17 protein-coding genes are annotated in these 21,764 nt (G+C 39.8%); 4 read left to right on the top strand and 13 right to left on the bottom strand.

Annotated elements, in window-relative coordinates; translation table 11 throughout:
- Position 1: 1 nt before the first annotated feature.
- From ACW0TQ_RS20255 to ACW0TQ_RS20220, 8 genes are all read right to left on the bottom strand, one after another.
- Complete coding sequence (locus tag ACW0TQ_RS20255; protein WP_042528737.1) at positions 2-1,306, bottom strand: YycH family regulatory protein; 1,305 nt, start codon at positions 1,304-1,306, stop codon at positions 2-4.
- Positions 1,303-3,129 (bottom strand): cell wall metabolism sensor histidine kinase WalK, encoded by a 1,827-nt coding sequence (gene walK / locus ACW0TQ_RS20250; RefSeq protein ID WP_256705430.1) that lies wholly within the window; start codon positions 3,127-3,129, stop codon positions 1,303-1,305. Before walK ends, ACW0TQ_RS20255 begins: the two co-directional genes overlap by 4 nt.
- A gap of 6 nt (positions 3,130-3,135) precedes the next feature.
- Positions 3,136-3,840, bottom strand: a complete 705-nt coding sequence (gene yycF, locus ACW0TQ_RS20245) for a response regulator YycF (protein ID WP_042528733.1) — start codon at positions 3,838-3,840, stop codon at positions 3,136-3,138.
- Positions 3,841-4,270: 430 nt separating this feature from the next.
- Complete coding sequence (locus ACW0TQ_RS20240; RefSeq protein ID WP_256705432.1) at positions 4,271-5,560, bottom strand: adenylosuccinate synthase; 1,290 nt, start codon at positions 5,558-5,560, stop codon at positions 4,271-4,273.
- Positions 5,561-5,892: 332 nt separating this feature from the next.
- Entirely contained in the window at positions 5,893-6,789 is an 897-nt protein-coding gene (locus ACW0TQ_RS20235; RefSeq protein WP_368901821.1) for a glycine betaine ABC transporter substrate-binding protein, read from the bottom strand.
- 102 nt (positions 6,790-6,891) lie between these two features.
- On the bottom strand, positions 6,892-7,737 hold the full coding sequence (locus ACW0TQ_RS20230; protein ID WP_368901822.1) for an ABC transporter permease subunit: 846 nt from the start codon (positions 7,735-7,737) through the stop codon (positions 6,892-6,894).
- Positions 7,730-8,929, bottom strand: coding sequence for a betaine/proline/choline family ABC transporter ATP-binding protein (locus tag ACW0TQ_RS20225; protein ID WP_368901823.1), 1,200 nt, complete (start codon positions 8,927-8,929; stop codon positions 7,730-7,732). The genes ACW0TQ_RS20230 and ACW0TQ_RS20225 overlap by 8 nt, the downstream gene beginning before the upstream one ends.
- 371 nt (positions 8,930-9,300) lie before the next feature.
- Positions 9,301-9,828 carry a DUF2812 domain-containing protein gene (locus ACW0TQ_RS20220; RefSeq protein ID WP_042528723.1) on the bottom strand — a complete coding sequence of 176 codons (528 nt, stop codon included), beginning with the start codon at positions 9,826-9,828 and terminating at the stop codon, positions 9,301-9,303.
- Between the two features lie 358 nt (positions 9,829-10,186).
- On the opposite strand from ACW0TQ_RS20220, the gene ACW0TQ_RS20215 reads away from it, so the two are divergent.
- The 4 genes from ACW0TQ_RS20215 to ACW0TQ_RS20200 are packed head-to-tail and all read left to right on the top strand — an operon-like array spanning position 10,187 to position 14,148.
- Positions 10,187-11,092, top strand: coding sequence for an ABC transporter permease (locus ACW0TQ_RS20215; RefSeq protein ID WP_042528720.1), 906 nt, complete (start codon positions 10,187-10,189; stop codon positions 11,090-11,092).
- 16 nt (positions 11,093-11,108) lie between these two features.
- Entirely contained in the window at positions 11,109-12,065 is a 957-nt protein-coding gene (locus ACW0TQ_RS20210; RefSeq protein ID WP_332093979.1) for an ABC transporter permease, read from the top strand.
- A 39-nt stretch (positions 12,066-12,104) separates the two neighbouring features.
- Positions 12,105-13,151, top strand: coding sequence for an ABC transporter ATP-binding protein (locus tag ACW0TQ_RS20205; RefSeq protein WP_455725951.1), 1,047 nt, complete (start codon positions 12,105-12,107; stop codon positions 13,149-13,151).
- Complete coding sequence (locus ACW0TQ_RS20200; RefSeq protein ID WP_455725950.1) at positions 13,126-14,148, top strand: ABC transporter ATP-binding protein; 1,023 nt, start codon at positions 13,126-13,128, stop codon at positions 14,146-14,148. Before ACW0TQ_RS20205 ends, ACW0TQ_RS20200 begins: the two co-directional genes overlap by 26 nt.
- 100 nt (positions 14,149-14,248) lie before the next feature.
- Here the strand turns inward: ACW0TQ_RS20200 and ACW0TQ_RS20195 are convergent, their stop codons facing one another.
- The 5 genes from ACW0TQ_RS20195 to ACW0TQ_RS20175 form a co-directional block, all read right to left on the bottom strand.
- Entirely contained in the window at positions 14,249-15,865 is a 1,617-nt protein-coding gene (locus tag ACW0TQ_RS20195) for a glutathione ABC transporter substrate-binding protein (RefSeq protein ID WP_193063755.1), read from the bottom strand.
- A gap of 472 nt (positions 15,866-16,337) precedes the next feature.
- Positions 16,338-17,702 carry a replicative DNA helicase gene (dnaB, locus tag ACW0TQ_RS20190; protein WP_042528710.1) on the bottom strand — a complete coding sequence of 455 codons (1,365 nt, stop codon included), beginning with the start codon at positions 17,700-17,702 and terminating at the stop codon, positions 16,338-16,340.
- Between the two features lie 99 nt (positions 17,703-17,801).
- On the bottom strand, positions 17,802-18,248 hold the full coding sequence (gene rplI, locus ACW0TQ_RS20185) for a 50S ribosomal protein L9 (RefSeq protein ID WP_042528708.1): 447 nt from the start codon (positions 18,246-18,248) through the stop codon (positions 17,802-17,804).
- Complete coding sequence (locus ACW0TQ_RS20180) at positions 18,245-20,230, bottom strand: DHH family phosphoesterase (protein ID WP_042528705.1); 1,986 nt, start codon at positions 20,228-20,230, stop codon at positions 18,245-18,247. The genes rplI and ACW0TQ_RS20180 overlap by 4 nt, the downstream gene beginning before the upstream one ends.
- A 126-nt stretch (positions 20,231-20,356) precedes the next feature.
- A complete protein-coding gene (locus ACW0TQ_RS20175; protein ID WP_042528703.1) occupies positions 20,357-21,289 on the bottom strand; it encodes a YybS family protein in 933 nt (310 codons plus the stop codon).
- Positions 21,290-21,764 lie beyond the last annotated feature (475 nt).

Genomic DNA, 21,764 nt, shown 5'->3' with positions numbered 1-21,764 from the left:
CTCAACTTCCTCCTTCTAAGTTTTGCTGTGTGTTTGTATTTGGCTCTGGTACCACTGACCAGCTGTTATTTACTTTCTGATACCAATTAGGCTCTAAAAGCACATAATCTCCATTATCATCGGTTTCAATCGTTAAACGGTAGGCAATCTGAACATCTTGGATATCTGCTGTATTTTCATTTTGCTGAATGCTGTTCATAATCTCTTCGCCGCTCCTCAACTCTTTTTCCGAGGTATTGACCACGGTATTGAGCGATACCAGAGAACGATTATATTTGCTTAATTGATCATTTTGCCATTCCTGATAGATGGTAGATAAATCCATATATGAATTATTCACAACAGGATATTCAAATTGATACATCCGGTAAGCAATACTATCTTCTGTAAAGCCTTCTAAGCGATAATCTCCTGTAAAGCCTCGATGTGCGTTAATATTATTTAAGCTTTGCTGTAAAACGCTGTTATCCACCTGCTCCGTATTTCTTTCCGCAACATCAATAAACCGCATCCCGTAGCCGGCAATATTTAATTGTCTATTATCTGTCCGATACATAATCGATCCAGGAGCTGTCTCTGATACACTGACTACATTCGGGTTGCTGAACATAATATTTCTGATATCGACCGCTTCAATGGAGTCGAAGGTATACGTATAAGACGTTAATGCTTTCTTTTCCTTTGGAATATAAATATCTCTGGCTGCATCGGTCAATAACTGTTTTTCCTCATACTCATCTTCCGTCAGCTCCCCAAATATCGACAGCAGCTCGTCATAGCTCGTTCTGGAGTAGATCGTACCTTCCACAACTTCTTCCCTGTCTGCTGAAACAAATTGAACGTGTAAAACCTCTTCCTCTTCCTGCAGCTCGATAGAAAATCGATCCACATAGAAATTCGTGTTATTCGTCAATGTACTGTCGACATTTAAGATCGTATCGAACAAAGATAACGGGACCTCCGTCGGGAAAATAATTTCTACTTCTGCACCAGATTCAGTGTCTTCTTCTAAATCATTCCTTTGTATATCCGTCAATTCCCATTGCCGGATATCTTCAAAAAACTGCATACTATCCTCTGGTTCCTTATAGCTGGAGAATTCGCCGTTCATTTTAAAAACCACATCATTCGGCTTTACAAGATCACTTATCTCCTGTTCTTCACCGCCCAGATCCACTTCATCAATCGATTCGACATCGTTTAATGGCCTGTATTCCGCCTGATAATTCCACATCCCGAACGTGAGAACCAGACTCGTTCCTATTAAAATAATCAGCAATAATGATTTTGCAGTCTCTAATTTCATCTGCCTCTCCCCCGCTTCGAGCCCATGAGTGGCAAGGTAAATAGGATTGTCGTACCGCGTCCTTCTTTACTTTGGGCCCAAATCTTTCCATGATGAGCCTCTACAAGTTCTTTTGTAATTGCTAAACCAAGACCGGTTCCGCCAAATTTTCTTGTTCTAGCGCGGTCGGCGCGGTAGAAACGATCAAATATTTTATCGAGCTTGTCATATGGAATCCCCATTCCTTCATCCTGAATACTGATAATGACCATATGACGTCTTACATCCAGATTCACACGCACTTTTCCACCTTCTGGCGAGTATTTAAAAGCATTGGTAATAATATTATCAAATACCTGTGTTACCTTATCCCGGTCCATCCATACAAACGATTTTCCTTTTGGTATCTGGCGCTCCAGCGTAATCGTTTCCGGCAAATTCATTTCATAACGATCGAGGACCTGATGTACATAACCCATGAATTCTGTTCTTTCCTTATGCATCGGCAATTCATCTGAATCCATTTTAGACAGCTGCAGCAGATCATTTACCATCCGGATCATCCGGTCCGTTTCCTTCTGTGTAACCTCTAAAAAGCGCGGAGCAATTTCTTTATTTTCCCAAGCACCGTCAGACAATGCTTCTAAGTAGCTTTTCATGGTCGTCAGCGGCGTGCGGAGTTCATGAGATACATTCGATACAAAGTCTCTTCGCTCTTGTTCCATTTTCTCCTGCTCCGTAACATCGCTGATAACAGTAATAAACCCTGTCACTTCTTCTTCCTCATCCACAACTGTCGAAAAGTTTGCACGTATGATAAACGGTGTTTCTTCATCACTGAAATCGATAATCATCGAACCGCTGTCGGACAGCTTGCTAATATCGACGATTTTCTCTTCCAGGTTAAGCACATCGATGAGATCATCTCCAATCATATCATCCGGATTGGAGCCAATCATTCTGGCCGCAGCATCATTCATCAATGTGACTGCTCCCGTCTGATCGGTTGCGATTACCCCGTCACTCATATACGAAAGAACAGAGCTCAGCTTCCTTCGCTCTTCTTCAATCGTAGCGTAAGAATGCTTCAGCCTGCTATTTAAATCATTAAAGGTTTCGGCAAGCTGTCCAATTTCATCCCGTCCATAGACGTCCAGTTTTTGTGTGAAGTCTCCATTCGACATAATCAGTGCTTGCTCACGCATTTCCTTGATTGGCTTGGTAATTGTACGCGCCACGAGTACCCCGAGGATGGCAGAGATACTTATCGCCAAAACAGAACCCTGCAGGAAGATATTATTGATTCCTTCGATTTGGTCATAGACCTCTTCCAAAGAAGCAGTGAACTGCACCGCTCCAACTGCCTCTCCATTTCCAATCAGCGGCTCCACATGGACATGCACTCTGCTGTCGGTTTGCCGGTCAAAATACGTACTCCGCTGGGATTGTTCAAAAAAGATCGTATTCTGTACATCGATATCTGTAGATTTCTTGCCGACCTCTCCCTGCTCATCAATCTGGTTTGTCCCGAGAATCCTGCCCTGACGATCATAAACATAAATGGTTGTCGCTACATTCTCGGTATTCACATCATCAATGATGGATTGAATTTCCTGCTCTAAACTCGGCTCGTCTTCCGAACGCTCTCTCGCAAAAGCTTGTTCCAGATTATAGCTCAACATCTCCACACGCTCCGTGATCGATGCCTTAAACGTATCCGTTAAATCTTGTTCCAGCCGTTGTGTAAAAAAAGAGCCGATAACCTGTACAGCTAAAATCAACAGAAGGATATAAATAATAATAAACTTTAACTGGATTGATCTAAAAAAACCAACTTTATTCATATTGCCTTACTCCTGTTCAGGACTGCGCAAATAATAGCCGACACCTCTTCTTGTGACAATCCATAATGGGTTGCTAGGATTTTCTTCAATTTTTTCACGCAGACGGCGAACCGTTACATCAACCGTACGCACATCACCAAAATAATCATAGCCCCATACGGTTTCCAATAAGTGTTCACGTGTCATAACTTGTCCAATATGGCGTGCTAAATAATGTAATAATTCAAATTCACGGTGAGTTAATTCAATCTCTACGCCTTTGCGGGAAACAACATATGCATCGGGATGGACGACTAAATCGCCAATCACAATATCCTTGGTTGTTTTTGACGGCTCCTCTGCAGGTACATTTTCACGACGCAGATTTGCTTTCACGCGCGCAATTAATTCACGATTACTGAATGGTTTGGTCACATAATCGTCTGCACCAAGCTCTAATCCGAGCACCTTATCGATTTCAGCATCTTTTGCAGTCAGCATAATCACAGGGACACTTTGTGTTTTACGTACCTCACGCAATACTTCATTTCCGTCTTTTCCAGGAAGCATAATATCCAATAGAATAAGATTAGGACGCTCTGTTTCTGCAAGTTCAATTGCAGTATCGCCATCATTCGCTACCACTACCTGGTATCCTTCTTTTTCTAAATTAAATTGTAATATATCAGCAATTGGCTGTTCATCATCGACAACTAATATTTTTTGACTCATTGCTTGCACATCCTTTTTTTAGTTATAATTCTTTATTATCCATACAGGGAGACAGATAAGAGAGAGGCGCTTCCATAATTTCATAGGGTAGGCTTACTGCCCCTAAAAATATTTTTTCTTAGATGTCCCCGGCTTTTTCTCCCGCCAGTTTATATTTTAAAATCTCATTTTCTCTTTATTGTAAATAACGAAAGTATAACATGAAATCAGTTAACCTATAATTGCAATTCTTTATACAACCTGATTTTCTAGACAAATTGCTTCCTTCTATTTTAACGTAAATTCGCGTTTATGTCTTGTAGGCAGAACAGAAAGATAGAGATTGGGGGAATTTGGATATGATTTTTCCTTAAATTCTTTACAGTTTCTTCACATGCAAAAAAGAGCTGATTTTCATCATCAGCTCTTTTTTGATACATTTCTTAGTTTATTATGGACGGTACACGCTTCTTACGACATTTGTCTGCGAACGATCTGGGCCTACAGAGAAGATGGATAATGGAATTTCTGTCAGCTGAGAAATCCGCTCTAGGTAGTGGCGCGCATTGGCTGGAAGTTCATCCAATGTCTTCACTCCGGTAATATCCTCTGTCCAGCCTGGCATTTCTTCATATACCGGTTCACATTCTGCTAATGCTTTTAAGCTTGCCGGGAATTCTTTGATGACTTCCCCTTTGTAGCGATAGGCAACACAGATTTTCAATGTTTCAATACCTGTTAATACATCAATTGAGTTGAGAGATAAATCTGTAATTCCGCTCACACGGCGGGCATGACGGACAACGACGCTATCAAACCAGCCTACACGGCGCGGACGGCCTGTTGTTGTACCATATTCACGGCCAATTTCACGAATTTGGTTTCCTATTTCATCATGTAATTCTGTTGGGAAAGGACCATCACCAACGCGTGTTGTATATGCTTTTGACACACCTACGACATGATTGATTTTGGAAGGCCCTACACCAGAACCGATAGTTACACCGCCGGCAATCGGGTTAGAAGATGTTACAAATGGATACGTACCTTGGTCAATATCAAGCATAACCCCTTGTGCGCCTTCGAACAGGACACGTTTTCCTTCATCAATTGCATCGTTTAACACAACCGATGTATCTACAACATAAGGAGCCATTTGCTGTCCATATTCAAAATATTCATCGAGAATATCTTCTACCAGCATGGGGTCAGACTCATATACTTTTTCGAATAAACGATTCTTTTCTTTTAAGTTCTGCACTAATTTCCCGTGGAATACTTCTTTGTCCATTAAATCAGCAATGCGGATACCGACACGTGCTGCTTTATCCATATAAGCAGGGCCGATTCCTTTTTTCGTCGTACCGATTTTATTTTCGCCTTTTTCTTCCTCTTGAAGAATATCCAGCTTCAAGTGATAAGGAAGAATCACATGCGCACGATTACTGATACGAAGATTTTCTGTAGAAACATTGCGCTCATGTAAATAAGCAACTTCCTCTACAAATGCTTTAGGATCGATAACCATTCCGTTTCCAAGAACACAGGTCTTCTCGCTAAAGAAAATCCCAGATGGAATCAAATGTAACTTGTATGTTACATCATCAAATTTTATCGTATGACCAGCGTTATTTCCGCCTTGATAACGAGCAACTACTTCTGCATTTTGAGATAAGAAATCAGTAATTTTACCTTTCCCTTCATCTCCCCATTGCGTACCTACAACTACTACTGAGGACATCGTGCACCTCCAAAATTGGTTTTATATATGAAGATTCTTGCCCTGCATGAATTTTTTATTCATCATAACAGCACAATTCCTTATCAACATTTGCTTTTCACTTACCACGTAGTATTTTATCAGTAATAAAAAGACACGTCAATGTAAAACACGAACATTACTTTTTCATTTTGACTTTATCATTCGCTTCATTCGTCTTTTTTATCGTTTTTGTTAAAGAAAAACGAACTTAATAATGTAAAAGGCAAAGTAAAGTTCGGTTTTCACCTATAAACATAGAAAAAGCAGCCCCAACATAATTTGGAGCCGCCTTTCTGAATAGACAAAATGAATTATTCAATACCTTCTGTCCACTCATCTACTTTATCCTGATTAGCTTCTACCCAGTCAGCTGCTGCATCTTCTGGAGAAGCTCCTTCATTAATATCTAACATAACCTCTTCCATATCAGCTGTATCCCAATGGAAATTATCTAGTACTTGGTATGCTTCTGGAGCATCTTCTTCTAGTCCTTCACGTACCATGGTTTCAATCGTTTCTGCTTCACCGAATACGCCATCTGGATCGTCAAGATATTTTAAATCATAAGCTTGGAATTTCCAATGCGGAGACCAGCCAGTTACAACAATATCATCTTCATTATCAATTGCATTACCTAATTCTGTTGCCATTGCACCGCTGGACGAAGTCTGTACAGTCCAATCTTCCAGATTATCATATTCTTCTACAGCATTTTCTGCAGCGTTTACAACACCTGCACCTGGTTCAATACCTGTAATCGTTTGACCAGCTTCATCTGTAAGATCTTCAATCGAATCTACATCCATGTATTCAGGTACAACAAGACCAATTGCTGCTCCTTCTAAGTTAGGTCCAAGCTGTTCTACTTGATCGCCATAAGCTTCGAATTGTTCCGCATGTGTTCCAGGTAACCATGCAGCTACCATTCCATCTGCTTCACCAGTTGCAACAGCTTCCCACATAACCGCATTATCAAGCGGTGTCGTTGTAACATCATAGCCTACATCCTCTAATACTTTAGCTACAACATGTGTGGATGCTACTTCCGTATCCCATTCTACATAGGCTAAATCAATGTCACCCTCTACTCCGCCTTCTGCAGAATCATCATCTCCGCCATTGCTGTCATCACTTCCACAGCCGGCAACAACTAGTCCAAGTGCTAATGAACCAATCAGTCCAGCACGCTTAAGACTCCATTTTGACATAATTAATACGCCCCTTTTCTTAAAATTTATTCTTTCTATATTGACACTTTTTATAAATGAGATGAAATCTTCTCTCATTTATAAAAAGATTGTCATACAAATTTAGTCTTTAGCTTTATTCATATTTTGTGTAATACGGTCAATAATAATCGCCAGAATAACAATTCCGACACCAGCTACAAACCCGGTACCGACAGATGCACGTTGAAGAGAAGAAAGCACTTGACTTCCAAGTCCCGGCGCACCAATCATTGACGCAATAACAACCATAGACAGTGCAAGCATAACTGTTTGGTTAATTCCAGCCATGATGGTTCCTTTAGCCATAGGCAATTCTACCTTAAATAGTTTCTGTGATCCGGTCGTACCGAATGCATCAGATGCTTCAATTAAATCCTTAGAAACCTGACGAATCCCTAAGTTTGTAAAACGGACCGTCGGCGGTGTCGCGAAAATTAGTGATGCAAATACACCAGGAACCATCCCAATTCCGAAGAATGCTACTGCCGGGATTAAATATACGAATGCCGGCATGGTTTGCATAAAGTCCAGAATTGGTGTGAAAACCGTATTAGCAATTTTGCTTTTTGCCATTAATATTCCTACAGGAACACCCACAATGACAGATAGTAAACTTGCTAAAATAACCAATGTTACTGTAGACATCAGCGCGTCCCATAACCCCTGGTTATAAACAAACCATAGACCCACGATAGAAAATACAGCTAATCCAAGTTTTTTACCAGAAACAAAGAACGCAATTACAGCAACAATCAAGATAAATATAATTGGCGGAATACCTGCCAGAACATCTGAAGATACAAAATCCATAAAATTACCAAGATGATCTTTGATTGGCTCAAAAAGAAAGGCAAAGGTATCTTGAATCCAATCTGTCGCAGTCTCTGTCCATTCGGATAAAGGTATTTGATCAATAAAATCAAGCATTTAAGTTCACCTCACCATCATTTGCAAGCGCGGCTAATACAGCACCGCGAACAATAATTCCATTTAACCGCCCGTTATCTTCTACAACTGCAATGGGAACCGGCGTATCATAGATCATGGAGAAAATATCTTGCATTGGTGTGTCTGGGGTTACTCTTAAAATATCTGTTTGTAAAATTTCTTTAATATCTGTTATTTCTTTTTTACGTGCCTCAGAAGCGTCATCTGCTGTCACATAGCCCTGTAAGCGACGGTTTTCATCCACTACGAGAATGCTGGAAATACCTTCCCTGCGCATTCTTTCTAATGCTGCGCGCGGACCATGCTTCGCTATGTTAATCGTTTCCGGCCTCTTCATGATATGATTTGCTGTAAGAATCTTCGAGCGATCCACATCCTCTACGAATTTCTCAACGTAATCATTCGCAGGATTCATCAGAATTTCTTCCGGTGATCCAATCTGGACGATAGCCCCATCCTTCATTAACGCAATACGATCCCCTAAACGAAGCGCTTCATCCAGGTCATGTGTAATAAAGACAATGGTTTTCTTCATGGAGGATTGCAAATCAATCAGCTCATCCTGCATTTCTTTACGGATAAGCGGATCAAGCGCAGAAAAAGCTTCATCCATTAATAATACTTTTGGGTCATTCGCTAGCGCACGAGCCAGCCCTACACGCTGCTGCATACCGCCTGATAACTGGCCAGGTTTCTGATGCATATAATCGCCTAATCCAACAAGCTTTAAGGATTCTCCTGCTTTTTTCTCCCGTTCGGATTTATCAACACCTTGTACCTCTAATCCAAACGCTGCGTTCTGTAAAATAGTACGATGCGGGAAAAGTGCGAATTGCTGGAATACCATTCCTAATTTTTCACGACGTACTTGTCTTAACGCTTTTTTATCTAATGTTGCCAGTTCTTTTCCATCAATTAGAATAGATCCTTCGCTCGGTTCGATTAATCGATTTATTAATCGAACCAGGGTTGACTTACCGCTTCCGGAAAGCCCCATTATTACGAATATTTCGCCTTCTTCAACTGAAAAACTGGCACGATTTACCCCGACAGTATTACCTGTCTTTTTCAGTATCTCTTCTTTGGACATACCTTGATCTAACATTTTGATAGATTGGCCGATATTTTTACCAAAGATTTTAGACAGGTTTTTTGCTTCTACTACTGCCATATAATCACCTCTCTATTTGTTTTGATTTGTAGTACATCTAAAATTAAAATAATCTTTGGTACTCCCGAACCATTTATGCTGAAATTAAAAATAAATGAACCAACGATTGACTCATTTATTTTATGGCATCCACATAGATGTATTTACCTGTTTCAAGGCAACAATACTAATTATAGTTAAGTTCCTGTTAAACCTCAAACCGCTTATTTTACGGTATTCTAATAGTTTTAAGCAATAAATTCCTTCTATTCCATATAAATCGACGTTTCCTGCCTTTTCCTTCTGTATACTTTTAAATGCTTCACTTATTTTACAATTGGTAACATTTATTTCTGAAAAATTACCATTTTGTTACAATTGAAACCACGATATTACATATTTTTTAAATTATGCTGTCGGAACTTATTTACAATATATAAAGTCAGCATCAAAATAGCCGTGATGGACAGCATCATTATTCCGCCAAGCAGAATCATTTGTACCAAAGCCCAGTCCGCTCTCATATGTAAAATAAAGAAAGACACTAAAAACAAAATTGAGATAATTGTATATTTTCCGAGGGAATACCCTTCTTGGCGCAACTGTCCCAGCAGCAGTTCATACGACGTTTCTTTCGGCAGCGCTTCCGATGAGCCTTGATAAACTTGAGTATAATCTACTGTATCGACAAGCTCCCAACCTTCTTCTAATGGCGGCGTATCTTCCTCCACCTTTTGAATAGGCTGAAACTCCAGATGATATTGTACTTCTTTCGGTTTATCTTCTGTTAATTGAAAAAGCAGACCGCCTAATCGTAACCTTTCTACTACCCATCCTTCCTTTGCAAGAGCTTCTAATTTTTCTGTTCCTATATAATGAAAGAAAAATCTAGCAGGGTTCCAAATTAATTTCTTTTTCATGATTTTTCACCTCTGTATAATGACATCTAAATTTAAATTAGTATCATTATACAAGATTTCCCGCGATTCTTCCTAGTAATCATAAAATATGACAGAAAAATGATTTTATTAACAAAAAGATAACGCTTTCATTTTTTAACTAATGACAATTTTCATATTAAATCTATTTTTACGAATTTAAATAGTTTCCTTTTTTATCCAATTGTGTAAACCCTTTTATACCAACGCTTCCCGTTTTTTGATAGTTTCCAAAACCATGCATTTTCTAAGGATTTTCAAATGACTTATATTTCTCTAAGTCTTTTCATGATATAATCGAGACTGACCTATAACACGAGAGAAAGGATGAAATAAACCGATGAGTCGTTCAAACGAACATATTGAAAAGCCGGAGATAGCTGTCAAGCAGCCTAATCCCCGTCTTAAAAGCTGGAAAAGCGTCTTTAATAAACTGAAGAAAAATAAGTCGGCTGTTGTCGGCGGAATTTTAATTATTTTACTTATCATTATCGCTCTTATCGGCCCATACTTAACCCCCTACGACCCTCTATACGATCAAGATGTAACCAATAAATTAGCTACCCCTTCATCTGATCATTGGTTTGGGACAGATAACTTTGGGAGAGATATATTCAGCAGGGTAATCCAAGGCACCGGATTAACACTGATGATAGGTTTTTTCTCTATCTTACTGGGAGCAACTGCCGGCGTATTTCTCGGTATTATCGCAGGCTATTACGGCAAACGGATAGATAGTATTATCATGCGTTTCATGGATATTTTATTAGCATTCCCTAGTATTCTATTAGCATTAACGATCGTTACGGTTTTAGGCGGAAGCATGGTTAATGTTGTTATCGCGGTTGCTGTTTCCTCTGTACCGATATTTGCCAGAATTGTTCGTGGATCTACTTTATCTGTGAAAAAGCTGGAGTATATTGATGCGATGAGAGCGCTGGGCGCCAGTGATTCCAGAATTATTTTTAAACATATTTTACCTAATATCACCTCTCCAATTATCGTTCAGGCTACGTTAAGTATTGCTACAGCGATTCTGTCAGCTGCGGGGCTTTCCTTCTTAGGATTGGGCGCACAGCCTCCTACACCAGAATGGGGAGCCATGTTAAGTGATGGACGAAATTACTTATATAATGCACCCCATGTAGCGTTATTTCCTGGGCTTGCTATTGTCGTAGCTGTATTGGCATTTAACATGCTTGGAGATGGATTACGTGACGCATTTGATCCAAAAACGAGAGAATAGAAAGAGGTGAACGATTTTGATTCAATTTATCATTCGACGTATTTTACAAACGATACCCGTCCTAATTGGTGTATCTATATTAGTATTTAGCATGATGCATTTAGTTCCAGGTGATCCAGCACAAGTAATCGCTGGAGAAGGTGCGCCACAGGAACAAATTGAAAATATCAGAGAACGATTAGGTTTAAATGACCCTTTACCCACGCAGTATCTTAATTATGTAACCAGTGCAGTCCAAGGCGACTTAGGAACCTCTATGCGAAGCGGTAGAGATGTTTCAGCCGAAATTGGGGCCCGATTCTGGGTAACCGTTGAGCTTGCCATCTATAGTACCATCTTAGCTGTTTTTTTAGGATTAATTGCAGGTATTATTTCTGCTACACGTAAATATACAGCCATCGATACTACTATTATGATTGTCGCTTTATTTGGTTTATCGATGCCTAACTTTTGGCTTGGTTTAATGTTAATTCAGTGGTTTGCAATTGGGTTTGATTTGCCATCCTGGGTACCTTTCTTTAATAACACAGCATGGTTCAGTCCTTCCGGCTGGGGAAGCTTCAGCCAAATTGTCTTACCTGTAATCACATTAGGTACAGGAAGTGCTGCCATTATTGCACGTATGACACGTTCCAGCATGCTGGATGTTATCGGCTCAGATTATATTCGAACCGCCCGTGCCAAAGGGGTAAAAGAGCAAATCGTTATTTATAGACATGCATTAAAGAATGCATTAATCCCTATTGTTACCGTAGTTGGATTACAATTTGGCGGACTTCTTGGCGGAGCCGTATTAACAGAGTCTGTATTCGCCGTTAATGGAATGGGAAAATTGATTATCGATTCTATCCAAGCCCGTGATTTCCCGGTTGTTCAAGGAACCGTTTTAGTCGCATCTCTTCTCTTCATTCTTGTAAACTTAATTGTCGATGTTGCTTACAGATTCTTGAACAAACGGATTGATTTAGATTAGTATTCTTGCATTACAAGATTTCGAAAGGAGCTGCTTACTATGACAGGTGCACCAAACCCTTCATATGATAATATACTAGAAATTAAAAATTTACAGACTTCTTTCTTCACAAAAGATTTAGAAGTAAAGGCTGTAGATGGTGTTTCCTTTAATATTCCAAAAGGAAAAGTACTTGGTGTCGTTGGAGAGTCTGGTTCCGGAAAAAGTATTACTTCCTTATCTATTCTCCGTCTTATCGAAGAACCAGGTAAGATTAAAGGTGGAGAAATTCTCTTCAAAGGAGAAAACCTCTTAGATAAGAGCGAAGCACAGATGCGCAAAATTCGAGGCAATGAAATATCAATGATTTTCCAGGAACCAATGACTTCCTTGAACCCTACCTTTACGGTCGGACAGCAGATCAGTGAATCATTCCGCATTCACGAAGGTCTTGGCAAAAAGGAAGCAAAAAAGAAATCCATTGAGATGTTAAAGCTGGTAGGAATTCCTTCCCCAGAAAAACGTATCAATCAGTATCCATTTGAGTTATCTGGAGGGATGCGCCAGCGTGTGATGATCGCAATCGCGCTTGCCTGTAACCCAGATCTATTGATTGCTGATGAACCAACAACCGCATTGGATGTAACAATTCAAGCACAGATTTTAGATTTAATGAAAGAATTGCAAGAAAAATTGGACATGGGTATTTTATTAATTACCCATGACCTCGGCGTTGTGGCAGAAACTTGTGATTATGTTGCCGTTATGTATTGCGGGAAAGTGGTCGAATTCACCGATAAAAAGACCTTATTTACAGAACCAAAACACCCATATACCGTTGGTTTGATGCAATCTGTTCCACAACACGACCAAGACGTAGATGGCGATTTAGCAGTGATTAGAGGATCTGTTCCAAGTCCAGCCGATATGCCGCAGGGCTGCCGTTTTGCGCCAAGATGTCCATTTGCTACCGATTTATGCCGAAATAAATTACCTGACTTAGAAACGGATGAAGAGGGTAATCAAATTCGTTGCTGGATTTATTCTGACGAATGGGACGGAGATCCGGAGGTGAACATTCATGAGCAATCAAAAAGTACTTCTTAAAGTAGATGACTTAAAACAATATTTTCCGATTAAAGGCGGGTTTTTTGGACGCACCGTCAATCACGTAAAGGCAGTAGACGATATCTCCTTTGAAGTGTATGAAGGAGAAACACTAAGTATCGTAGGAGAATCTGGCTGTGGAAAATCGACAACCGGACGAGCTGTTCTCCGATTAGATGAACCTACTGATGGAAAAGTAGAATTTGATGGTACAAATATTCTTGAGCTAAATAAAAAAGAAATGAATAAATTTCGTAAAGATATGCAGATTATTTTTCAGGATCCATATGCATCGATTAATCCCCGCCACACTGTCCGGCAAATTTTAACCGAAGCAATGGAAATTCAAAATGCGGTTCCTAAACATGAAAGAAATGATCGTGTGAAGGAGTTGATGGAGACAGTAGGCCTTGGCGCCCACCAGATTGACCGGCATCCACACGAGTTCAGCGGCGGGCAGCGACAGCGTATCGGGATTGCCCGAGCACTGTCTGTTGATCCGAAATTAATTATTGCTGATGAGGCTGTGTCAGCACTTGATGTGTCTATTCAGGCACAGGTTATCAATCTGCTGAAAAAGCTGCAGCGTGAATTTAAACTGACTTATCTTTTCATTTCACATGATTTAGGTGTTGTACGTCACATTTCTGACCGTATTATAGTAATGTATTTAGGAAAAGTTGTTGAAATAGCTGATAAAAAATCATTATTTACCAATAACATGCATCCGTACACGAAAGCACTTCTTTCTGCTATCCCTAGTACGGATTTGGAAGCCAAAAAAGAACGTATTACGCTAAAAGGAGATGTGCCTTCTCCGATTGATCCTCCTGAAGGCTGCCGCTTCCACACACGCTGTCCTTTTGCCACGGACATCTGCCGTACAAAGGTGCCTGAACTGCGTAACACAGAAGGTATGAAAGACGGACATCGTGCAGCTTGTCACCATATGGAAGCTATCCGTTCTGGTGAACATCAGCCGACGGTTAATGCGTAATTATATCGTAAAAGTCACATGATATGAATCATGTGACTTTTTTTATGTACAAAAAACAGCTGCTTATCTCTATCAGAAAAGCAGCTGTTTATTCATTTCATTATTGATTTAAAGATACATCATGTAATTGAAGAATTCCAGTTGGCGATTGCGTTAAGCCTTGTACATTATCATTCACACCAAGCAAGAATTCTTGATGGTGCAGATAAAGCATTGGAGCAAGCTCTGTAAGTTCTGTCTGGATATCGCTGTAAAGCTGCAGACGTGTCTCTTCGTCTCCTTCACGGCGGGCAGCTTCAAGCATTTCATCTAATTCCTCATCTTGTAAGAAAGAACGGTTACCAGGCTCACCGATATTCTCCGAATGGAATAATGGATATAATCCATAATCAGCATCCCCAGTTACAGTAGACCAGCCAAGTACAAACATATCATGATCTCCTTGAGCTGTTCTTTCTAAATACGTGCCCCATTCAAGTACTTCAACCTCTACATCAATATTCAATTCTTGTAATTGAGCTTGAACATTGGTAGCAGCATCTATACGCTCTTGTGTATCATTTGTCCAAAGCGTTGTCGAGAAGCCATCTTCATAGCCCGCATCTGCTAACAATTGCTTCGCTTCTTCTAAATCATATTCTAAACCAGGTGCATCCTCGTCATAACCATATACTGCCGGTGCTAATGGCCCAACAGCCGGGATTCCAACTCCTTCGTAAATACCATCAATAATCTGGCTTTTATCAATTGCCATATTGATTGCTTGACGCACATTCGGATCATCAAATGGTTCTTTTTCTACGTTAAATCCAATATAAGATACGCTGACACTTTCTTGCGGTGCTACATGGATTCCTTCTGAATTTTCAACCTGAGCCATATTACTTGGTCCCAGAGGATCAATAATATGTGAATCTCCAGTTTCAAGCTCAGCTACTCGCGTATTCGCTTCACTTACAACCTTAAATACAACGGAATCAAGGTGAGCCGGCTCTCCCCAATAATCTTCGTTTTTCACTAAACGAACTTCGGAACCTGAATTCCATGAATCAAATTTAAAGAAACCTGTACCAATCGGGTTCTCATTAATATAGCTTCCCGGTTCTTCTCCATTTTCCATTGCTTCATAGTCTGCCTCAATTACTTCAAGCGATGTCATTCCACCGCCATTATGTGCAATATGTGCAGGGAATGGCGCAAATGGATATTCTGTCGTAAAACGTACAGTATAATCATCCACTACTTCTATATCCTCTACCATTTCATAAAGGAAGTAACGCTGAGAAGCTACATCTTCATCTAAAATACGTTCAATATTTGCTTTTACTACTTCCGCATTAAATTCCGAGCCATCATGGAAAGTTACATCATCACGTAATTTGAACTCCCATACATTATCTTCTACTGCTTCCCACTCTGTAGCAAGACCAGGCTGTAATTCCATATTTTCATCTAAAGTTACAAGTGTTTCAAAGATATTTGCCTGTACGTTACTAGATGGTGTATCGTTTGAACCTGCCGGGTCCATTGAAACAACATCTGACTGGTTGGCAATAACAAGCTCGCCGCCCTCAGCAGCTTCTTCGGAAGTGCCTTCTCCATCTCCATCCGAATCGCTGTTACCGCCTTCATCTGGTTCGCTTGCACACGCTACCAAAACAACGCTAAGTAAAAGACCGAAAATTAGCAATAATAAAGACTTTTTTGACAATTTCATATTCGTACTCCCCTCAAATTAGAATATATTTGTCTTACTACTCTATTCTAATCTATCTCCCAGATAAATTCAATAATAGTATTAATTTACTAAAATTTTGAAATATCTTAATATAACTGTAATCTATTTGTATCCCAGCACTTACACTCTATTTACCAGCAGAAAAGAAATACCTGTCTGTTCCCCTCTATATCAGTCTTTTATAGCTTTACATAGAACATAGAATCACTCATTATACTCTTTTTAATTTGTTAACTTCTTGTAAAATAATCTAGTTCCATTGTCTTATTTTGTCGATTCATCTGAAAGCACTACTATTTTCCTTTCATAAAACAAAAAAGAGATGCCTATCTTACAAGACACCTCTTCCCACACTAGTATTCATTATTGGACCATTATACGTTCAACAGTCTCATCTAAGTGACACAGAAATAGACTTTCTCATATGAAAAATCAAAAGTACCTCTATTATCTACATCGCCGGCGGAATATCTCCCTCTCCATAACGATGATCTAAGTCCACGAATTTATTATATTCTTTTACAAAGGCTAGCTCTACGGTTCCTGTTGGACCATTACGCTGCTTCGCAATAATAATCTCAATAATATTCTCTTTCTCTGTCTCTTTATCATAATAATCATCACGATATAAGAAACCTACAATATCCGCATCCTGCTCAATACTTCCTGATTCACGGATATCCGACATCATTGGGCGCTTGTCCTGCCTGGACTCCACACCACGGGAGAGCTGAGATAATGCAATCAATGGCACTTCCAGCTCCCTGGCCAATGCTTTTAGCGCACGGGAAATCTCGGAAACCTCCTGCTGACGGTTTTCCTTCGAGCTGCCGCTTCCCTGGATAAGCTGCAGATAATCAATCAGAATCATCCCAAGCCCATGCTCCTGCTTCAGGCGCCGGCACTTGGAACGAATTTCATTGACACGTACGCCTGGCGTATCATCAATATAAATTCCTGCATTCGACAGGGACCCCATCGACATCGTCAGCTTACTCCAGTCATCTGCTTGCAGCTGTCCGTTTCTTAAACGCTGCGCGTCAATATTTCCTTCCGCACAAAGCATACGCTGAACGAGCTGATCCGCGCCCATCTCGAGACTGAAAATAGCTACATTTTCATCTGTTTTTACGGCAACGTTTTGCGCTACGTTTAATGCAAAGGCTGTTTTCCCTACGGAAGGACGCGCCGCAATAATAATCAAATCGTTCCGCTGAAAGCCTGATGTAATGCGGTCTAAGTCCAAGAAACCCGTTGGAACGCCTGTTACATCACCTTTTTGCTGGTGAAGCTGTTCAATATTATCATATACATCAATCAAGACATCTTTTATATTTTTGAAAGCTCCTGAATTTTTTCGTCCAGAAACCTCCAGGATACTTTTTTCTGCATCATTTAAAACATCTTCAACCTCATCTTCTTTTTCAAAAGAGGCCGTCACAATGTCTGTTGCTTTTCGAATCAAGCTGCGCAGGGTTGATTTTTCTTCTACAATTCTGCTGTAATACTCTACGTTAGCTGCAGTCGGCACACTTTCTGCCAGTTCTGTTAAGTAGGAGACACCGCCTGCTTCCTCCAGCTGTTTCCGGTCATTTAAAAACGTGGTAACTGTTACAACATCAATCGGTTCCCCGCGCTCAGACAAGGTCATCATCGCTGTAAAAATAAGCTGATGGCTCGCACGGTAGAAATCTTCTGGTATCAAAATTTCCGAAGCCTGTACAAAGGCGGTCGGCTCCAAAAAAACAGCGCCTAAAACAGATTGCTCTGCTTCTAAATTATGCGGTGGTGTACGATCATTCAAAGACGCACTCATTACCTCTCCTCCGTATTCTAGTTAAGTGAAAAAAGAAATCGGCACACAATTTTTCTGCCAATTTCTTTTTCCTCTGTTTATTTCCGAATGTCATCCTATTTATTTTTCTTTTACATGCACCTTTACAGAGCCAGATACTTCCGGATGTAATTTAACGGGAACATTTGTGTAACCCAACGCACGGATTGGCTCATCTAATTCTAGCTTGCGCTTATCGATTTTATAGCCATGCTGTTTATTTAATCCTTCTGAAATCTGTTTACTGGTTATGGAACCGAATAAACGTCCATTTTCTCCAGATTTTGCTTCCAGCTCAACCGTTAAATCAGCAAGTTTGTCTTTTAATTGAATGGCATTTTCTTTTTCTTCTATTTCTAATTGATCTTGTTTTTTCTTTTTCGCATCAAGTGCTTTCAGATTCCCGGAAGTAGCTTCTTCTGCCAGTTTATTTTTGAACAGGAAGTTACGGGCATAGCCGTCAGGAACATTTTTCACTTCGCCTTTTTTTGCTTTCCCTTTAACATCTTTTAAGAAAATAACTTTCATTCTGAATCTCTCCCTTTTTTATACTCCAGCTCATCAATAATCTCAACAAGCATTTCTTTGACTTCCTCAATGGTTTTGTCTTCTATTTGCGTTGCTGCATTGGTTAAATGTCCGCCGCCATTCATTTGTTCCATGATGACCTGTACATTGACATCCCCCAGCGACCGTGCACTGACTCCGATTCTGCCGTCTGCTCTTTCCGAAATAACAAAGGAAGCCGTGATACCTACCATAGACAGTAAGGTATCCGCTGCTTGCGCAATCAGCACAGGGTTATATGCTCTTCCGCTCGGCGCTGTCGCAATCGCAATATAGTCATTATAAATTTGTGTTCTTTCAATAATATTGCTGCGTTCGATAAATACCTCTAAGTCATCTTTGAGTAAATGCTGGACTAATACTGTGTCAGCGCCTTGTGACCTTAAATACGAAGCCGCATCAAATGTTCTTGAGCCGGTACGCAGCGTAAAACTTTTCGTATCAACGATAATCCCAGCTAAAAGTGCTGTAGCTTCCAGTACTTTCAGCTTCACTCCTTTGGGCTGATACTCCAGGAGCTCCGTCACAAGCTCTGCTGTGGAGGATGCATAAGGCTCCATGTAGACAAGCGTAGGATTATCAACAAATTCCTCTGCCCGGCGATGATGGTCGATAACAATTTTATAATCGGTATAGTTCAATAAACTTTCTACTGCAACCATGCTCGGTTTGTGGGTATCCACAATGATCAATAAACTCTGCTGATCAATCATGAGATCCTCTGCTTCTTCCGGTGAGATGAATTGATCCCAAAGCTCTCCATCCTCACGAATACGGTCTATCAAACGGGAAACACCAGTCTCCACATCATTCTCATCAAACACAATATAACCGGGTACATCATTTGTTTTAGCAATATTTAATACACCGATAGCTGCACCAATGGCATCCATATCAGGTGATTTATGTCCCATAATAATAACATTATCACTGGCACGAACCAACTCTTTTAACGCATGGGATATCACTCGTGCCCGTACACGGGTACGTTTTTCCATCGGATTGGTCTTTCCGCCGTAAAAACGTACTTTTCCATTCTCATCCTTAATAGCCACCTGATCGCCGCCCCGGCCTAAGGCTAAATCTAAGCTGGACTGGGCTACTTCACCAATCTCCGGCAGCGTCATGTTTCCAGCACCGACCCCGATGCTCAATGTGACTGGGTTGCTTTCAGATCCTTTCATTTCCCGGACTTCATCTAAAATAGAGAATTTAACTTTTTCCAGCTCTTCGAGAATTTCCAGATTCCCAACAGCTAAAAATCGTTCCTGTGATGTTCGTTTCAAGTAGAGTCCATAATGACTGGACCAGTTATTCAAAACAGCCGTCACCTGTGAGTTCAATTGACTCTTAGCTGTATCATCCATATTTTGAGTGATTTCTTCATAATTGTCTAAGAAGATAATAGCAAGTACGGTTTGTTCATTATAGTAACGGTCCTTCAGTTTTTGATGCTCTGTACGATCAAGGAAATAGAGCAGTTTCTCTTCCTTTTTTATCACACATAGAAAGGTGTAATCTCCAATTTCCACCCATATTTCATCTCGGTTCTCTATAATCATCGGGATTAGGTCTTCCGATAACTGATTAAGAGATTCACCGATAATGGTATCCTTGCTTGCTTTAAACTGATTCATGAATGGGTTCGACCACTCTATTTGAAAGTTATCATTGTATAGAACAATTCCAAACGGCATCTCTAATAAAGCTTCCGAACCAACTTTTTTCACTCGATGAGAAATCGTCGATATATATTCTTCCGCTTCATCCAGAAGCACTCTTTCCGTTCGAATACTATAGTAAAATGAAGCAGCGTAGACAACTGTCATTATTAAGCCAACTATCCATTGATAGTACCAAACATATAAAAGCAATAGAAATGTAAAGATATAAATTATCCATACATGCTTGCTTAATGTTGGTCTATTCTGTAAATCTGGCACGGCATTCAGCTCCTTCAAAGTCCAACAGTCTTTCTGTTTTTTTCCTGTACTTATTCTTAGACCGAACAATTATTTTATGGCTTTCGGTGCGGGAATCTCGGGTTGCTCTATAAGCCTGCTTCTTTTTTATTTTAACCGCCCTCTTAACCGGAAACCTATATCAATTATACCTAAGATTCGGATGAAATAAAGAAGAATTCCTGGAAAAAGAATCGTTGCAATAACAATCAAAATAGGAACTGCTTTGGCTATACGTTTGATATGTGCAAAGTAAAAAATAAATGAAAATCCTTGCAGCATCAAAGCAATCCCGACAATCATCAATAAATTCTGCGCTCCAAATTCCATGGTGCTTCCTTCTTCAAAACCGATAACAGATAAAATTAATGCTAACAGATAAATCCAAATAATTGCACCCGGAAATTGTAATTCACGGAATGGCGGAAAAGAAAATTTCTCTTTCTCTATCCGATTTAATAACTTATAACTGATCCATTGCGTAATAAATGCCGTAGCTAGAGCAAATACAACCATAAAGGTAGGAATTAATTGCTTCAGTAGGCTAATTTGTGTCTCTTGCAATGCGGTGATATCTTCTTCGTTCAGCGAAGGATTGACACTTTCTATCATGGATGCACTCATACTGACAGAGTCTTCCACAATGTTTTCGTATTCAGATACAATATTAACATCCAACAGTATTTGAATAAAAACAAAAGCCAAAAGCATCCCAACAATAAAGCCGAATGTTCCTTGGGCCAGTGTTTCATATGCTGTATTCCTTTTATACATGGCATAGCCGATAAAAATACCGCCTGCTGCAGCAATAAGCACACCTGGCAGTATCATCATAGACATCAGCAATGTAGATATAATCGCAACAGCCACTGTCATTATAAGACCTGCCTTCACCCCATGCCGTTTCACATAGAATATAAAAGGAACAGGCAGTACAAACATGCTGATTAAACTAAGTATCGGTAAGAAAGAAGCCACCAACAAAACCATAACAATGGCAATCATTAATGCTCCTTCGGTAACTTTTCTCGATTGGTTCATATACTACACCTCGTTCTAACAAAATTAAATAATAGTAGAGGATGTTTTAAATTCTTCTCCTCTATAAAAAATACATCAAAATTAATCCAATTAGCTGTATCCTTTCCTGTTTAATCACATCCATTTTTATGGGTTTAAATGGCAATATGATAATTCAACACATATTCTATTATGATAACATGAATTTAGCAGAAAGGCTTGTATAGTACCTTGTTCAAAAGAGGGCGTAACGGTGGTGTTCACTATGCTCAGGGAGTATCACCGCTCTATGTATGCAATTAAATGAGGGTAAGTTACACTGAAAATGAATTTTCATATTATTTCCCGGGAAATTTGTCGAATATCGCTGTATTCTTAGCCAACTAAAAGCTAACTCCTATATAATAATAGTGTTGCCAACTAAAAGTAGATTAAATCATATCTTTTCCATTGGTTTCTGAACGGTATATATTTTCTCTTAATCCAATATGAAGCT

It is taken from the genome of Oceanobacillus sp. M60, assembly GCF_053839645.1.
Note: the sequence above shows the minus strand (reverse complement) of the source record. Positions and strands in the feature narration are given on the sequence as shown.

Coding starts and splice junctions, on each gene's coding strand:
- ACW0TQ_RS20230 (WP_368901822.1), bottom strand. CDS start 7,737: ATGCTTGATTTTATTGATCAAATACCTTTATCCGAATGGACAGAGACT.
- ACW0TQ_RS20240 (WP_256705432.1), bottom strand. CDS start 5,560: ATGTCCTCAGTAGTAGTTGTAGGTACGCAATGGGGAGATGAAGGGAAA.
- ACW0TQ_RS20215 (WP_042528720.1), top strand. CDS start 10,187: ATGAGTCGTTCAAACGAACATATTGAAAAGCCGGAGATAGCTGTCAAG.
- ACW0TQ_RS20220 (WP_042528723.1), bottom strand. CDS start 9,828: ATGAAAAAGAAATTAATTTGGAACCCTGCTAGATTTTTCTTTCATTAT.
- rplI (WP_042528708.1), bottom strand. CDS start 18,248: ATGAAAGTTATTTTCTTAAAAGATGTTAAAGGGAAAGCAAAAAAAGGC.
- ACW0TQ_RS20255 (WP_042528737.1), bottom strand. CDS start 1,306: ATGAAATTAGAGACTGCAAAATCATTATTGCTGATTATTTTAATAGGA.
- ACW0TQ_RS20200 (WP_455725950.1), top strand. CDS start 13,126: ATGAGCAATCAAAAAGTACTTCTTAAAGTAGATGACTTAAAACAATAT.
- walK (WP_256705430.1), bottom strand. CDS start 3,129: ATGAATAAAGTTGGTTTTTTTAGATCAATCCAGTTAAAGTTTATTATT.
- ACW0TQ_RS20235 (WP_368901821.1), bottom strand. CDS start 6,789: ATGTCAAAATGGAGTCTTAAGCGTGCTGGACTGATTGGTTCATTAGCA.
- ACW0TQ_RS20225 (WP_368901823.1), bottom strand. CDS start 8,929: ATGGCAGTAGTAGAAGCAAAAAACCTGTCTAAAATCTTTGGTAAAAAT.
- ACW0TQ_RS20195 (WP_193063755.1), bottom strand. CDS start 15,865: ATGAAATTGTCAAAAAAGTCTTTATTATTGCTAATTTTCGGTCTTTTA.
- yycF (WP_042528733.1), bottom strand. CDS start 3,840: ATGAGTCAAAAAATATTAGTTGTCGATGATGAACAGCCAATTGCTGAT.
- ACW0TQ_RS20205 (WP_455725951.1), top strand. CDS start 12,105: ATGACAGGTGCACCAAACCCTTCATATGATAATATACTAGAAATTAAA.
- dnaB (WP_042528710.1), bottom strand. CDS start 17,702: ATGAGTGCGTCTTTGAATGATCGTACACCACCGCATAATTTAGAAGCA.
- ACW0TQ_RS20175 (WP_042528703.1), bottom strand. CDS start 21,289: ATGAACCAATCGAGAAAAGTTACCGAAGGAGCATTAATGATTGCCATT.